Annotated in this window: 16 protein-coding genes; all 16 read left to right on the top strand. The window is 29.3% G+C overall.

What is annotated here, in order from left to right:
* The first annotated feature begins 386 nt into the window (after positions 1 to 386).
* The 16 genes from L988_RS11765 (at position 387) to L988_RS11835 (ending at position 15903) form a co-directional block, all read left to right on the top strand.
* Entirely contained in the window at positions 387 to 1340 is a 954-nt protein-coding gene (locus L988_RS11765) for a replication initiation protein (RefSeq protein ID WP_047384498.1), read from the top strand.
* Between the two features lie 13 nt (positions 1341 to 1353).
* Positions 1354 to 2904 carry a type I restriction-modification system subunit M gene (locus L988_RS11770; protein ID WP_047384500.1) on the top strand — a complete coding sequence of 517 codons (1551 nt, stop codon included), beginning with the start codon at positions 1354 to 1356 and terminating at the stop codon, positions 2902 to 2904.
* 1 nt (position 2905) lies between these two features.
* Positions 2906 to 3511 (top strand): protein adenylyltransferase Fic, encoded by a 606-nt coding sequence (fic, locus tag L988_RS11775; RefSeq protein ID WP_047384502.1) that lies wholly within the window; start codon positions 2906 to 2908, stop codon positions 3509 to 3511.
* Between the two features lies 1 nt (position 3512).
* Positions 3513 to 4697 (top strand): restriction endonuclease subunit S, encoded by a 1185-nt coding sequence (locus L988_RS11780; RefSeq protein ID WP_047384504.1) that lies wholly within the window; start codon positions 3513 to 3515, stop codon positions 4695 to 4697.
* A gap of 34 nt (positions 4698 to 4731) precedes the next feature.
* Entirely contained in the window at positions 4732 to 6384 is a 1653-nt protein-coding gene (locus L988_RS11785; protein ID WP_047384506.1) for an AAA family ATPase, read from the top strand.
* Between the two features lie 15 nt (positions 6385 to 6399).
* On the top strand, positions 6400 to 9498 hold the full coding sequence (locus L988_RS11790) for a type I restriction endonuclease subunit R (RefSeq protein WP_047384508.1): 3099 nt from the start codon (positions 6400 to 6402) through the stop codon (positions 9496 to 9498).
* Between the two features lie 302 nt (positions 9499 to 9800).
* The gene (locus tag L988_RS11795) at positions 9801 to 9986 is read left to right on the top strand and encodes a hypothetical protein (protein ID WP_047384510.1); all 186 of its coding nucleotides are present in this window, start codon (positions 9801 to 9803) and stop codon (positions 9984 to 9986) included.
* Positions 9987 to 10089: 103 nt separating this feature from the next.
* On the top strand, positions 10090 to 10323 hold the full coding sequence (locus L988_RS11800; protein WP_047384511.1) for a hypothetical protein: 234 nt from the start codon (positions 10090 to 10092) through the stop codon (positions 10321 to 10323).
* A 300-nt stretch (positions 10324 to 10623) separates the two neighbouring features.
* A complete protein-coding gene (gene hcp / locus L988_RS11805; RefSeq protein WP_197053975.1) occupies positions 10624 to 12291 on the top strand; it encodes a hydroxylamine reductase in 1668 nt (555 codons plus the stop codon).
* A 12-nt stretch (positions 12292 to 12303) separates the two neighbouring features.
* Positions 12304 to 12480: a 4Fe-4S binding protein gene (locus L988_RS11810; protein WP_047384514.1), complete on the top strand. Its 177-nt coding sequence runs from the start codon at positions 12304 to 12306 to the stop codon at positions 12478 to 12480.
* A gap of 17 nt (positions 12481 to 12497) precedes the next feature.
* Positions 12498 to 12914 (top strand): DUF1971 domain-containing protein, encoded by a 417-nt coding sequence (locus L988_RS11815; protein ID WP_047384515.1) that lies wholly within the window; start codon positions 12498 to 12500, stop codon positions 12912 to 12914.
* Positions 12915 to 13332: 418 nt separating this feature from the next.
* Positions 13333 to 13482 (top strand): hypothetical protein, encoded by a 150-nt coding sequence (locus tag L988_RS13740; RefSeq protein ID WP_156111964.1) that lies wholly within the window; start codon positions 13333 to 13335, stop codon positions 13480 to 13482.
* On the top strand, positions 13482 to 13826 hold the full coding sequence (locus L988_RS11820) for a type II toxin-antitoxin system PemK/MazF family toxin (RefSeq protein ID WP_047384517.1): 345 nt from the start codon (positions 13482 to 13484) through the stop codon (positions 13824 to 13826). The genes L988_RS13740 and L988_RS11820 overlap by 1 nt, the downstream gene beginning before the upstream one ends.
* 271 nt (positions 13827 to 14097) lie before the next feature.
* Complete coding sequence (locus L988_RS11825; RefSeq protein WP_047384518.1) at positions 14098 to 14694, top strand: recombinase family protein; 597 nt, start codon at positions 14098 to 14100, stop codon at positions 14692 to 14694.
* A 120-nt stretch (positions 14695 to 14814) separates the two neighbouring features.
* Positions 14815 to 15126 carry a helix-turn-helix domain-containing protein gene (locus L988_RS11830; RefSeq protein ID WP_047384520.1) on the top strand — a complete coding sequence of 104 codons (312 nt, stop codon included), beginning with the start codon at positions 14815 to 14817 and terminating at the stop codon, positions 15124 to 15126.
* An 18-nt stretch (positions 15127 to 15144) separates the two neighbouring features.
* Positions 15145 to 15903 carry an ImmA/IrrE family metallo-endopeptidase gene (locus L988_RS11835; RefSeq protein ID WP_047384522.1) on the top strand — a complete coding sequence of 253 codons (759 nt, stop codon included), beginning with the start codon at positions 15145 to 15147 and terminating at the stop codon, positions 15901 to 15903.
* Positions 15904 to 15962: the final 59 nt, after the last annotated feature.

The raw sequence follows: 15962 nt of genomic DNA on the forward strand, positions 1-15962 counted from the left end.
TTATAGTTTATATTAGTTTATAGTTTATATTTTAGGAGCCTCATTTAGCTTAATAAAATCAAGGCAAAAATGAAATATACCACGAAGTTTTGTCAAGAATACCACGATATTTTGTCAAAGATACCACGAAGTTTTGTCAGAATACCACGAAGTTTTGTCAAAAAACTACGAAGTTTTATCAAATTATTAATGTTCGTATGAACATTAATAAAAACCTATATAAATCAATGGTTTTTTACAGATACCACGAAGTTTTGTCAAGAATACCACGATATTTTGTCAAGAATATAATACCACGAAGTTTTTTTAAATTTTCGTTGTATTTTAATCTTAAATAGAGTATATTTTAAGTATAGCTAATTATAAGGATAGAAAAGGAGAATATCTTGAATGAGAATTTGAAGCATGAAATGGTAGAATATTCAAAAGATGTAGCAACAAGTATAAATGAGTTTTCAGCATACGAGTTAGATGTTTTTCTATGTTTAGTTTACGTCTCTAGAAGTATGTTAGATCATAGAAAAGTATCTGAAACAGAAAATTTAAAATTAGAACTCCCAGCATCTATGGTAAAAAAATTTTTAGCAGGAACACATAATTCTAGAGTAAAAAAAGCTATAGAAAATATATTTGATACTAAAGTTTACTTAAAAGATGATAAATATACAAAGGTGAGACATTTGTTTGAAGGATTAGATTATAGTGCTGATTACAAAACTATAGACTTTGAATTAAAAAAAGAATACATTAAACTGTTTTATAATCTATCTGGAAATTTTACGCAGCACAAGATTAAAGAGTTTACATCTCTAAAAAGTAGATATGCTAAAAGAATATATCAAATTATTATGAGCTATAAAAATTTGTATAAATGGGAATTTGATGCTATTGAATTTAGAAAAATTTTAGATATTCCAGATAGTTATGGGTGGTCAGATATAGACGTAAAACTAATGAGAAAAATAAAGGTTGAACTTCAAAATAATACAAATATCTCGGATATCTCTTTGATTAAAGAGAAGAGCGGCAGAAGTATAACTAAAGTGACTTTGAAATGGAACTTTTCTAATCCAGAAGTTTTAGAAGAAATAAATTTTCTTGAAGAACCTCAAGAGGTTACAGAAGATGTTTTAGAAAGAAAGCAATTGAGTTCTGAGAGTGAACAGTTATATGAGAACTACATAAAAATGAATGACGCTATAAAAAAAATAATATATGAAAAAGCTAAAAATTATTTTCTTGAAGAAATTGGAATACCTAAAGAAAATAAACTTATTGATAAAATATGGAAAAAAACAGAAAAATTATATATAGTTAAAGTTATGAAAGGTGATATATAAATGGAGGAAAAAAATGTCGAGTATAGCACAAAGAGCGGAACTGCAATCACAAATTTGGAAAATAGCCAATGATGTTCGTGGTTCAATAGATGGATGGGATTTTAAACAATACGTTTTAGGAACGTTATTTTATAGATTTATTAGTGAGAACTTCTCTAACTATATTGAAGCTGGAGATGATAGCTTTAAATATGCAGATTTAAATGATGATGTTATAACAGAGGAGATTAAAGAGGACGCAATAAAAACAAAGGGATATTTTATCTATCCAAGCCAGCTGTTCATTAACATTGCTAAGAATGCAAACAGTAATGAAAGTTTAAACACAGATTTAGCAGCAATATTTTCAGGAATTGAAAGTTCTGCAAACGGTTATCCTTCTGAATCTGATATAAAAGGGTTGTTTGCTGATTTTGATACTACAAGCAATAGATTGGGAAATACAGTTAAAGATAAAAATAGTCGTTTGGCTGCTGTTATTAAAGGTGTTGAAGGTCTTAACTTTGGAGAGTTTGAAGACAATCATATAGATCTATTTGGTGATGCATATGAGTTTTTAATCTCTAACTATGCAGCTAACGCTGGTAAATCTGGTGGAGAGTTCTTCACACCTCAAAGTGTATCTAAGCTTATTGCAAAATTAGCAACACACAATCAAGAAACAATAAATAAAATTTATGACCCTGCTGCTGGATCAGGTTCACTATTATTACAAGCTAAGAAGCAATTTGATGACCATATTATTGAGGATGGTTTCTATGGACAAGAGATTAATCACACAACATATAACCTTGCTCGTATGAATATGTTTTTACACAATGTAAACTATGATAAGTTTGATATAGCATTAGGAAATACTCTTTTAGATCCACAGTTTGGAGATGAAAAACCATTTGATGCTATTGTTTCAAATCCACCATATTCAGTTAATTGGATTGGTAGTGATGACCCAACTCTTATCAATGACGAGCGTTTTGCCCCTGCTGGAGTATTAGCACCAAAATCTAAAGCAGATTTTGCTTTTGTACTTCACTGTTTAAATTATCTTTCAAGTAAAGGTCGTGCTGCTATAGTTTGTTTCCCTGGAATATTCTATCGTGGTGGAGCAGAGCAGAAAATTAGAAAGTATTTAATTGAAAATGACTTTGTTGAGACAGTTATATCGTTAGCACCTAACCTTTTCTTTGGTACTTCAATAGCGGTTAATATATTAATTCTTTCTAAGAGCAAAAAAGATTCTAAAACTCAATTTATAGATGCTAGTGGAGAGGACTTCTTCAAGAAAGAAACAAATAATAACATCTTAACAGAGGAGCATATTGAAGAGATTCTGAGAATATTTGATACTAAAGAGGATATTGACCACATTTCAAAATCTGTTGATAACTCTAAAATAGCTGAAGAGGACTACAATCTTTCTGTAAACACTTATGTAGAGCAAAAAGATACAAGAGAGGTTATAGATATAACAGAACTAAATGCCAAGATAAAAGCAACGGTAAGCAATATAGATAGACTTCGTATTGAAATAGATAAGATAGTTTCAGAGATTGAGGTGGACTAATATGATTTTAGAAAATAAACTGCATATTACTAGCCAGATAGAGCTTTCAAAAGTGGAGGAGAAAATCAGCAAACAAAAAGCTAAGCAGCTCTTTGACTCTGGAGATATTAAAGCAGTTCAGATAGGAACTTTTGAAGGGCTTCAATATATCCACAAATATCTATTTGAAGATATCTATGATTTTGCTGGGAAAATTAGAACGGTTAATATAGCTAAAAACAACTTTCGTTTTGCACCACTGATGTATCTTGAGCACTCGTTAAAATATATAGATACTATGCCACAAACAACATTTGAAGAGATTATTGAGAAATATGTTGAGATGAATATTGCTCATCCTTTCCGTGAAGGGAATGGAAGAGCAACTCGTATTTGGCTTGATTTGATACTGAAAGAAAATATTAAGGTAGTAATTGATTGGAATTTAGTAGATAAAGATGAGTATCTATCGGCTATGGAGAGAAGTGTTATTAAAGATATTGAGATTAAACATCTTTTAAAGGCAGCTCTTACAACTGAAATAAACGACCGTACTCTATTTATGAAAGGTATAGACGTTAGCTACTACTATGAAGGCTACAGCGAATATACTACAGAGGAGGTCTAAGATGAACAAGTTAGAAAGATTAATAAACGAACTATGCCCTGATGGGGTGGAGTATAAGACTTTAGGAGAGATTGGAAAATTTACTAGAGGAAATGGACTTCAAAAAAAAGATTTCGTAGAAGTTGGAAAGCCTGTAATTCATTATGGCCAAATTTATACAAAATATAATTTTTCAACAGATATAACCTATTCTTTTACAGAAGAAGGAATTTATAAAAAATTGAGAAAAGCAAAGAAAAACGATATCTTAATAGCAACAACTTCTGAAAATGTAAAAGATGTCGCTAAGTGTGTTGTTTGGTTAGGAGAAGAAGAAATTGGATTTTCTGGTGATATGTATAGTTTTTCAACTCAAGAAAATTCTAAATACGTAGCTTATTATTTTCAGACAAATTATTTTCAAAGAAAAAAAGAACTAAAAGTAACTGGAGCAAAAGTTATGCGTATCCATTCAAATGATATGGAAAAGTTTGAAATCCCCCTGCCTCCATTACCAGTCCAAGAGGAGATTGTGCGTATTTTAGATACATTTACAGAGCTTACAACAGAGCTTACAACAGAGCTTACAACAGAGCTTACAATGAGAAAACAGCAGTATGAATATTATATTAAAAACTTATTTACCAAAGCAAAAAATAATGAAATGATAACTTTAAATGAAATTTCTGAAAATTGTGATACACAAAGAAAACCTGTAACTAGTGGAAATAGAGAAAAAGGTAATATTCCTTATTATGGTGCATCTGGAATAGTTGACTATGTAAAAGATTATATTTTTGATGGAGATTATTTATTAATATCTGAAGATGGAGCTAATCTTTTGGCTAGAAATACTCCTATAGCGTTTTCTATTTCAGGTAAAACATGGGTGAATAATCATGCTCATGTACTTAAGTTTTCAGAATATGCCACAAGAAGATACGTTGAGATATATTTAAATTCTATTGATTTAAAACCTTATATTACAGGAGCAGCTCAACCAAAGTTGAACCAAAAAAATCTTAATAGTATCAAAATCCCTCTCCCTCCTCTTGAAGAGCAACAACGTATCGTTGATATTCTGGATAGATTTGACACTCTTGTAAATGATATTAAAGAGGGATTACCAGCAGAGATTGTAATGAGAAAACAACAATATGAATACTATAGAGATAAACTTTTAACTTTTAAAAAATTGGAGAAATAGTATAGTTTTTAATAAATAAAGTGAGGTGAAAAAAATGGTTAAGAAAAAGTTACCAGTTGGAGTAGATAATTTCAAAAAAATAATAGAAGATGATTATTATTTCGTTGATAAAACAATGCTTATAGATGAATTGTTGAGTAAGAAATCTGAAGTAACGCTATTACCAAGACCCAGAAGATTTGGAAAAACTTTAAATATGTCAATGCTTAACTATTTCTTTAACATAGAGGATAGAGAATCTAATCGAAATCTGTTTAATGGCCTAGATATTACGAACACAAACAAAATGGAGTATGCAGGACAGTATCCAGTTATATATATCAGCTTAAAAGATATTAAAGTTAGTAATTGGATAGATTGTTTTGAAGAGATAAAAAAATTATTAAAAGATATATTCAATACAAAAAGATACATCAGAGAAAAATTAGATGAGAGTGAAAAAATAGATTTTGACAGGATAGAGTTTTTAAATGAAACGGGAGATTTTGTAGGAGCATTAAAAAATCTATCTAAATATCTTTTTAAATTTTACGAAAAAAAGGTAATTATTTTAATAGATGAATATGATACCCCTTTAGTAACAGCTCACTCACAAGGTTATTATGATGAAGCTATATTTTTCTTTCGTAATTTTCTAAGTGCAGCTTTAAAGGGAAATCCATATTTAGAGTTTTCAGTTCTTACAGGAATATTAAGAGTAGCAAAAGAGAGTATATTTTCAGGTTTAAATAATATTACTGTATCTACAATTTTAGATAGCGATTTTAACTATTTCGGTTTAACTGCCGAGGAAGTGGAGAAAGCTTTAAAATACTATGGATTGGATTATGAATTAGAAGATGTTAAGAGGTGGTATAACGGATATACTTTCGGAGAAGAATTAGTCTATAACCCTTGGTCTTTGATTAATTTTATAAATAAAAATGCTTTAGGAGCTTATTGGATAAATACGAGTGATAATGCTCTAATAAAACAACTATTAGCTAAAAATGATAAAAAGGTATTTGAACAGTTGGAAATGATATTTAAAGGAGAGATTATTTGGGAAACTATCTCAGAAAATATAATCTTTGATGATTTAGATAATACGAACACTATCTGGTCGTTGATGTTATTTTCAGGATATTTAACATATGAAAAAATGAGAATCTCTCCAATAACGGAGCTTAAATCATACTCTTTAAAAATACCTAATGTAGAGATTAAAAGTTTCTTTAGACAGAGTTTTATAGAGAGCTATACAAAAGGAGATGTCCATTTTTATGGAACTATGATGGAGGATTTATTCTTAGGGAATTTAAATTCATTTGTAAATAAATTTAAAAAAATGTATATGTCAGCAGTGAGTTATCACGATGGCGGAGATAGCGAGAAGTACTATCATCATTTTATGCTTGGACTTCTTTTAACACTAGGTGATAAATATATAATTACCTCTAATAGAGAAAGTGGTTATGGAAGATATGATATCGCTTTAGAGCCTAAGGATAAAAAGAATTTTGGACTAATATTTGAGTTTAAAATAGGGGATAAAAATAGTATCGAAGAAAAAGCAAAAGAAGCTTTAGCTCAAATAGATGAGAAAAAATATGATATATCTATGAAAAATAATGGTGTATCAAAGGTAATAAAAATAGGAATGGCTTTTAGTGGAAAAGATGTTTCTATTGAAAGTGAAATTAACTAAAACAGAGGGGAATTTATGGCTGACTATAAACCAATTACAGAAACGAACAATTTTATAGTTTTAGATAAATATGACAAAATAGCTGCAACAGAAGCAAGTTATCAAACAGAAGCTCAGTTAGAGCAGGAACTTATAAAAGACTTACAAAATCAAGGTTATGAATACTTACCTAAGCTTATTAATAGCAAAGAGATGTTAAAAAATATTAGAACACAACTAGAAACTCTTAATGAAGTTAAATTTCTAGACTCGGAATGGGTAAGATTTTGTGAGGAGTATTTAGATAAACCAAGTGATAACTATATAGATAAAACTCGTAAAATTCATGATGATTATATCTATGATTTTACCTTTGATGATGGACATATTCAAAATATCTATCTTCTTGATAAGAAAAATATGAGTAGAAATAAATTACAGGTTATTTCACAGTTTCAACAAAAGGGAACTAGTAGCAATCGTTACGACGTAACAATTTTAGTTAATGGATTACCTTTAATTGCAATAGAGCTGAAAAAGCGTGGAATTGCTATTCGTGAAGCGTTTAATCAGGTTAATAGATACACTAAAGAGAGCTTTAATGCCGATAACTCTCTTTTCAAATATCTTCAGATTTGTGTAATCTCAAATGGAACTGATACAAGATACTTTGCTAACACTACTAAGAGAGATAAAAATAGTTTTGACTTCACTATGAACTGGGCACAATCTAATAATATTCTTATTAGAGATTTGAAAGATTTTACTGCGACATTTTTTCAAAAGAATACGCTATTAGACATACTGTTACATTATTCTGTTTTTGATTCAAACAATATATTGCTAATTATGAGACCATATCAAATAGCTGCAACAGAAAGAATCTTATGGAAGATAAAGAGTTCATATTTAGCTAAAAAGTGGAAAACTCTCGAAAGTGGCGGATATATTTGGCATACGACAGGATCAGGAAAAACTTTAACAAGTTTTAAAGCTGCTCGTTTAGCTACGGAGTTAGATTTTATAGATAAGGTATTCTTTGTTGTAGATAGAAAAGATTTGGATTATCAAACAATGAAAGAGTATCAACGGTTTTCTCCAGATAGTGTTAATGGATCTGAAAATACTGCTGGACTTAAAAGAAACGTTGAGAAAGATGATAATAAGATTATTGTAACTACTATTCAAAAGTTAAATAATCTAATCAAAACTGAAGCAGATTTACCGATTTATAATAAGCAAGTTGTTTTTATTTTTGATGAAGCTCACCGTTCACAGTTTGGAGAGGCTCAGAAAAATATCCATAAGAAGTTTAAGAAATACTATCAATTTGGATTTACTGGAACACCAATATTTCCAGAAAATGCTACGGGCTCTGAAACAACTGCAAGTGTATTTGGTACAGAGTTACACTCATATGTTATAACTGATGCTATTAGAGATGAGAAAGTTCTTAAATTTAAAGTTGATTATAATGATGTACGTCCTAAGTTTAAATCTCTTGAGATGGAGCAAGATGAGGAGAAACTAACCTCAGATGCAGCAAAAGCAGCCTTTTTACATCCTGAAAGAATCAAGGAGATATCTCAATATATTCTGAATAACTTTAAAATAAAAACCCATCGTACATATAATGCTAGAAAAGGATTTAATGCAATGTTTACTGTAAGTAGCGTTGATGCAGCAAAACTTTATTATGAAACATTAACAAATTTACAAAAGAATAGTGAGAAGCCTTTAAAAATTGCAACTATCTTCTCTTTTGCAGCTAACGAGGAGCAAAACTCTATAGGGGAGATTATTGATGAAACTTTTGAACCTTCAGCAATGAATAGCAGTGCAAAGGAGTTTTTAAGCTCTGCTATTGATGACTATAATAGAATGTTTAAAACAAACTTTGGAATTGATAGTAAGGAGTTTCAAAACTATTATCGTGATCTTTCAAATAGAGTGAAAAATGGAGAGATTGATTTACTGATTGTAGTTGGAATGTTTTTAACAGGATTTGATGCACCAACATTAAATACCCTGTTTGTTGACAAAAACTTACGTTATCATGGATTGATACAAGCCTTCTCAAGAACAAACCGTATCTACGATTCTACAAAGACTTTTGGAAATATAGTTACCTTTAGAGATTTAGAACAAGCAACAATCGATGCTATAACTCTATTTGGTGATAAAAATACAAAGAATGTAGTTCTAGAAAAAAGTTATAAAGAATACATGGAAGGGTTCAATGATATCAGTACTGGTGCAGCACGTCGTGGATATATAGAGATAGTTAGAGAGTTGAACTCTCGTTTCCCTAATGTTGATGATATCGTCACTGAAAGAGATAAAAAGGATTTTGCAAAACTGTTTGGTGAGTATTTAAGAGTTGAAAACATATTACAAAACTATGATGAGTTTACAAGATTGAAAGCTTTACAATCCCTTGATATAGATGATTTGAAATTGGTGCAAGAGTTCAAAGCTATGTATTATGTGAGTGATGAAGATATAGAAAATATGAAAAAAGTTGAGATACTAGCTGAGAGAACTGTCCAAGATTATCGTTCTACATATAACGATATTCGTGAGTGGCTTCGTCGTGAGAGGAGGGGGGCAGTTGGAGAAGATTCTACACTCCAATGGGATGATATTGTTTTTGAAGTGGATCTTTTGAAATCTCAAGAGATAAACTTAGATTATATTCTGCAGTTGATTTTTGATAAACATAAAAAAATAAAAAGTAAGGACGTATTGATTGAGGATGTACGTCGTTTGATTAGAAGTAGTGCTGGAAATCGTGCAAAAGAAAGTTTGATAGTTGATTTTATCAATAGCACTGATTTGGATAACTTCCATGATAAAGCTAGTATAATAGAATCGTTTTTCTCATTTGCTGCAAAGCAACAACTAAAAGAGGCTGAAGAGTTAATAGTAGAGGAAAAACTCAATACTGATGCAGCTAAAAGATACATACTAACATCACTAAAGAAAGAAAAGGCTAGTGATAATGGAACTGAATTAAACGAAATTATACCTAAGATGAGTCCTCTTAATCCTAATTACTTAACTAAAAAAAGTACTGTATTCCAGAAAATATCAGCTTTTGTAGAAAAGTTTAAGGGAATCGGTGGAAGAATATAAATTATGACGAATGGAGATTACAAATTAATAGAGAAATAAGTTAGTTAAAACAAAAACAGGTATTGGAAAGATACCTGTTCAGTTTTATTTAACCTGTGAGTAGTTAAATAAGATTATTAAAAGTTCAGTAAATATATTATATATAAAATAAATATAAATGTATAAAAATAAAACGATTAAAATATTATCTGAGCAAGATTAATATATTTTCATTTTAAAACTATTATATAATTTTGATGAAAAAAGGATTCTAAATACAGATTTAGAAAATATTAGTAAGATAATGGCAGGAGGTGGATAAGATGTATAAAGTGATGTTATTAAAACAAGAAGAGATTTTATCAACTAAAGAATTAGAAAATTACGATAAGACTTTTGCCTATATTGAAACTTTAATAAAACAGTTAGGAGAGAACAAAAGAATTATAGTCCATGAAAAAAGAAATGATAAATGGGAAAAATTTGGTGAGTGGAAATTAGAACAATAAAAAAGGTGATTTTTTGATAAACTTAGAGTTAGAAAAGTTAAGATGATGAAATTTTAAAAATAAGAATAACTAAAAAGTAAAGAATATACGAATGGAGGAAGCTGTGAAGTTAGAAAGCTTTAAAGACAAATATAGAGATGTAGTAGATGAGGGATGTGTGCTAAGTGGCTATTTAAATTCTTGTAAATTAACCATATTTGCTATCTATAAACACGATGGAACTTCTATAGCAAATTATGTAATGCAATGTGAACTAGAAAGTGGTAGTTCTAGTATTAAAACTTTTGAAAATTGGGAAGGGTTAGTCCTTTTTGTAAAAAACTTAGAAACAATGTAAAAATAAAACCCCTAGCTTTTGATTGGAGGTCATTGGCTAAGGTTTTTATCTTGAAACATTTTTTTGTTTTTAAAATAGTTATTAAACTAATATTGATATAATCATATCTAAAACGAACTAAAGATTCAAGTAAAAAATATAATTAAGTTATGAGTCTGAAGTTAATTGCTAGAACTCACTTTTTATATTTGTATTTTCATTTTTTAAAGAAAATGAAATGAGAATAAAAGGAATTTTGCTTTTTAAATAGAATTAAATAACAACTTATTTTTTATTTTAAAGGGAGGTTCTATAGTGGATATGTTTTGTTATCAGTGTCAAGAAACATCTAAAAACACTGGATGTACAGTTAGAGGAGTCTGTGGAAAAATACCAGTTGAAGCTAGAGTAGAGGATTTACTTATTTATCTTTCAAAAGGAATTTCTGTTTGTAGTAGTAAACTTCGTCATTTAGGATTAAAAGATACAAAAGTTGATTATTTTATTATTAATTCATTGTTTGCAACTATAACTAATGCAAACTTTGATACAAAAAAATTATATTCAATGGTAGAAAATGGAGTGAATTTAAGAGATGAGCTTCATGCTAAATGCATAGAGAAAAATTTGGAAGTTGAAGGGTTTTACGAACACTTATTTGAACCTAAAGAAATTCTTCTTGATTTTGAAAAGGCTTTAGAGTTTGTAGGAGAAAATGGAGTTTTAAGAACTAGTGATGTAGATAGACGATCTCTAGTTGAAACAGTAACTTATGGGTTAAAAGGAATGGCTGCTTATTTAGAACATTCTGCTAATTTAGGATATGAAAATGAGGAAAATATAGTTTTTGTTGAAAAAGCATTGTGTGATATAGAAAATCCAAATAAAACTGTAGAAGAACTTGTTCAATTAGTTTTAGATACTGGAATGTATGGTGTTAAAGCTATGGAGATTTTAGATAGAGCAAATACTCAAACATATGGTCATCCTGTGGCTGGAAAGGCAAATATTGGAATTGGAACAAATCCAGGAATTCTAATATCAGGACATGACTTAAAAGATATGGAAAGACTTTTAGAACAAACTAAAGGAACAGGAATTGACGTGTATACTCACTCAGAGATGCTGCCAGCAAATTATTATCCTGCTTTCAAAAAATATGATAATTTCCATGGAAACTATGGTGGATCATGGTGGAGCCAAGATAAAGAGTTCCCAACTTTCAATGGACCAATTTTATTTACAAGTAACTGTATTGTTCCATATCCATTTAGAGAAGGAGCTAAGAAAGTTAATTATATTGATAAAGTGTTTACAACAAATGCAGCAGGAATGGAAGGTTGTAAACATATAGAATTAGATGAATTTGGAAATAAAGATTTCTCTGAAATTATAAATCTTGCAAAAAAATGTGAACCGCCTATTGAAATTGAAAAAGGAGAAGTTAATGGTGGATTTGCTCATAATCAAGTTTTACAATTAAAAGATAAAATTATAGATGCAGTTAAATCTGGAGCTATTAAAAGATTTATAGTTATGGGTGGATGTGACGGTAGAATGGCAGATAGAAAATATTACACAGAGTTTGCTGAAAAGCTACCAAAAGATACTGTTATTTTAACAGCAGGATGTGCTAAGTTCCGTTATTTAAAACTTCCTTTAGGTGATATTGGTGGTATACCAAGAGTTTTAGATGCAGGACAATGTAATGACTCTTATTCTTTAGCTGTTATAGCTTTAGCTTTAAAAGATGCTTTTGGACTTGAGGATATAAATGATTTACCAATAGTATATAATATAGCTTGGTATGAACAAAAAGCAGCGATAGTTCTTCTAGCTTTACTTTATTTAGGAATAAAAAATATTCATGTTGGACCAACTCTTCCAGCATTTTTATCACCAAATATAGTTAAAGTTTTAGTAGATAATTTTGGGTTATCAGGAATTAGTACTGTTGATGAAGATTTAAAAAAATTTAATTTAATATAGAGGAGGAGTAAAATGGCACATAGAATAGATAAAGAGATATGTATTGGATGTGGAGCTTGCGAAAGTGTTTGCCCAGTTTCATGTATATCAGAGGTTGATGATGGAAAAAGAGAAATAAATGAAAATGATTGTATAGATTGCGGAGCTTGTGCTTCTGTATGCCCTGTATCTTGTATAGCCCCTGTATAAAAAGGAGAGTAAATCTTATGAAAAAATGTGATTGTGAGGAGCAAAAAGAACCAATAATCTTGAATCCTCATATTGAAGGTAATGCAGATGAAGTAATTGACGAAGAAATAAGAGAGAAAATTGAGGAAGGAATATTTGAAGATACTCCAATTTATGCTTTAGACTCACTTGATTCTAGATTAAAAAAGAAAAATGAAACACCTGTTATGAATGAAAAAACAATTTTTGTAGATATTTTAAATGCCCATAAGCTTCCAGAAGGAAAATTTGGGCTATTAAAAGTTTTATCTGGAAAAGTAAACTTTGTATGGGAAGAAGATCCTGATATTATATATACAGTAGATTCTAATCATCCTTTAGTTATATTTCCAGAAAAGCTTCATAGAGTTATATTAGATGGTCCTGTAGAATTAAAAGTAGAATTTTACGAATAAAAAAAGTCAAATATTTAAAAGTTATTTCGAATCTTGAATTTGGGCAAATTCATAATGTTCTAAATATTTATGAGTGTAGATTAATAACCTAAAAGAGAGTCCGTATGGACTCTCTTTTCTTTATTTGGGAGTGTTGTATCTAGACTAGAGTATAGATAATAGCTACACTTTAGCTAGCTCTTTCAAAAAGGAAAAGAGCCTCTGGGGAGATAGAGGCTCTTTTTGGGGGGGATTATTATTTTTTAACACTTATTTATAATATTTAGACCACAGGTTATACTAAAAAGTTTTAATTTTTTAAATTTTTTCTTGTTTGTAATCTTTACATAAAATATAAGTTATAATAAAATTGATTTTATATAATAAATGGTGTATTATTATATTAATAAATTAAAATAAATATCCGTTAGGAGGAGTTATGGATTTCTTAAAGTTTTTATTAGAAAATAAAGAAAAAATCAATAAAATAGCTAGTGAAAACGGAAAGTATGACTCTGAAGGTAGATTATTACTTTCCAAAGATGATGATGACTGGAATGAAGATTGTGAAGAGGAGGAGATGAAATAATGCCTATGTTGAAAGGTGAGGTCTGGCTTGCTGAATTTCCTTTTGAAGATAATCCAAGTCAATCTAAGATTAGACCTGTTGTTATTCTAGATAATGGAAATATAGAAGAGTTTAAGGTTCTTTCTGTTAAAGTTACAAGTAAATTTGCAAGAGATGAGTACGATGTACCTATAATTTATTGGCAACAAGCTAGATTAAGGGTTCCTAGCATTGCAAGAACATCTAAATTTATTTCTTTACCTAAGAGTGTATTTAAATATAAACTGGGAGATTTACATGATGATGACATGAAGTTATTAGAAACTAAATTTATAGAGTTTGTTATGAATTTTGAAAATAATTAAAAAACGTCTAAAAAACGTAAAATAAGTACAATTAATAGAACAAAAGTATTCTAAATACAACACTTTAAATATAAAGAGCTATACACCAGTTTAATGCTGGTGTATTTTTTTATGTATCTAACTAAGGTACAATCTAAACGAACGCCTTTAAAAGGAAATTACAAAGCCTTAAAAATAATTTTCGAACATATTTTATGAACATGTGATTGTTATTTACTTTAAACGAACGATATTGTATAATATAAGCAGAATTTTAATTATCGGAGGAAGTATGAAAGTTGGATATGTGAGAGTCTCCACTGTGGACCAAAACGAAAGTCGCCAATTGGTGAGGATGGAAGAGATTAAAGTGGAAAAATTGTATACTGAAAAAGTATCAGGTAAGGATATTGAAGGCAGACCTGAACTTAAAAACATGCTAGAGTTTGTTAGAGAAGGAGATACTGTATATGTCCATGATTTCTCTAGATTAGCTAGATCTACTAAGGACCTTTTACATATAACTGATTTTTTAGCCAAAAAAAAGGTGCATTTAGTGTCATTTAAAGAGAACATTGATACATCCACACCTACTGGGAAGCTAATGTTAACTATGATAGCTGCTATAAATGAGTTTGAAAGAACTAATCTTTTAGAGCGTCAAAGGGAGGGAATATTGATAGCAAAGGAGTTAGGAAAGTACAAAGGGCGTAAACCAATACCTTTTCCAGAAAACTGGAAAGATATTTACAATAGTTGGAAAACTAGAGAAATCACAGGCACTAGAGCTATGGAGATATTAAATCTTAAAAAGACAACGTTTTATAAGTTGCTTAGAGAGTGGGAAGAGATACAAGAAATAAATATTAAACTTAAAAAGGAAATTTAAAAATTTGAAGAATAATCTGTTACAATATTTTATTATTTTTTAAAAAAAAGTTGTTTTTTGTGTAACAAGATAGTATAATTATTATTGTTAATAAGATTTATTAACTGGAGGAGGCTATAAATGAAATTTGAAGAAAAACTAAGAGTAATCAGAGAAAATAATGGATTAACTCAGGAGGAAGTTGGAAGAATAATTGGAGTTAAAAGAGAAATTATATCTTATTATGAAAGTGGAAGTAGAGCTATAAGCGTAACAAATTTACAAAAATTTTTAAATTTTTTAGGAATAAGTATGAAAGATTTTAAAGAAAATAAATTAAAAGGAAGCATTCAAGTTGCATATCGTAAAGATCATATATCTGAAGAAGATTTTGATCAAGTTATATGGTTAAATAAATTTGTTATGAATCTGTCAGAATTAAAAAATTTATAAATAAAAGGAGGTATTAAAATGGAAACAACTGAAAGAATCCTTGCTGTTGAAATGAGAACTAAACTAGGAGTTCCTACACTTGATCCTATTGAAAATATAGGTAATTTATTATATAAAAAGATGGGAATTTCAATTATAAAGAAAAAAATGCAAAGTAAAATATCTGGAATTTGTAGTCGAAGTGATGATGGCATAATGGCAATTTTAGTTAATACATCATATAGTTTGGGGAGACAAAATTTTACAATTGCTCATGAATTTTATCACCTTATATATGATAATGATTTAAAAACTTATTCAAGTGAAAAAGAAACAAAGGCAAACATTTTTGCATCATATTTTTTAATGCCTAAAGCAGCATTGGATTTTTATTTAGAAAAAAAAGGTATCTCTAGAAAAAAAGATATTTTAACCAAAGAAGATGTCTTAGAGATTTCTTTATATTTTAAATTAAGTTACTTAGCTGTAATAGTACGTTTAGAAAAACTTGAAAAATTACTATCAAAGGATAAAGCAAATGAATTAAAAAGTTTAAACGCACATGAATTAGCTCTTTTAAATGGTGTTTTTACAAAATTATATACAACTACTAATGAAAAATTTTTAGCAAAAACAAATTATGTTGAAGAGGTTAAAAAAGCTTTAGAAAGTGGAAAAATAACATTAGGAAAATATGAGGCTTTACTTTTAGAAGGAGGATTTGAAGATGTTGTTTTCGGTTTAGATAATAATGATTATGAGGGGGTCAACGATGGAAGAGTCGAAGATTATATGTGATAGGGGTCCCGTCAGGAAAACGCGGAATAACAACGCTAAGGATTTTACTGACCATTGAT

This window comes from Cetobacterium sp. ZWU0022, assembly GCF_000800875.1.
Taxonomy (GTDB): Bacteria; Fusobacteriota; Fusobacteriia; order Fusobacteriales; family Fusobacteriaceae; genus Cetobacterium_A.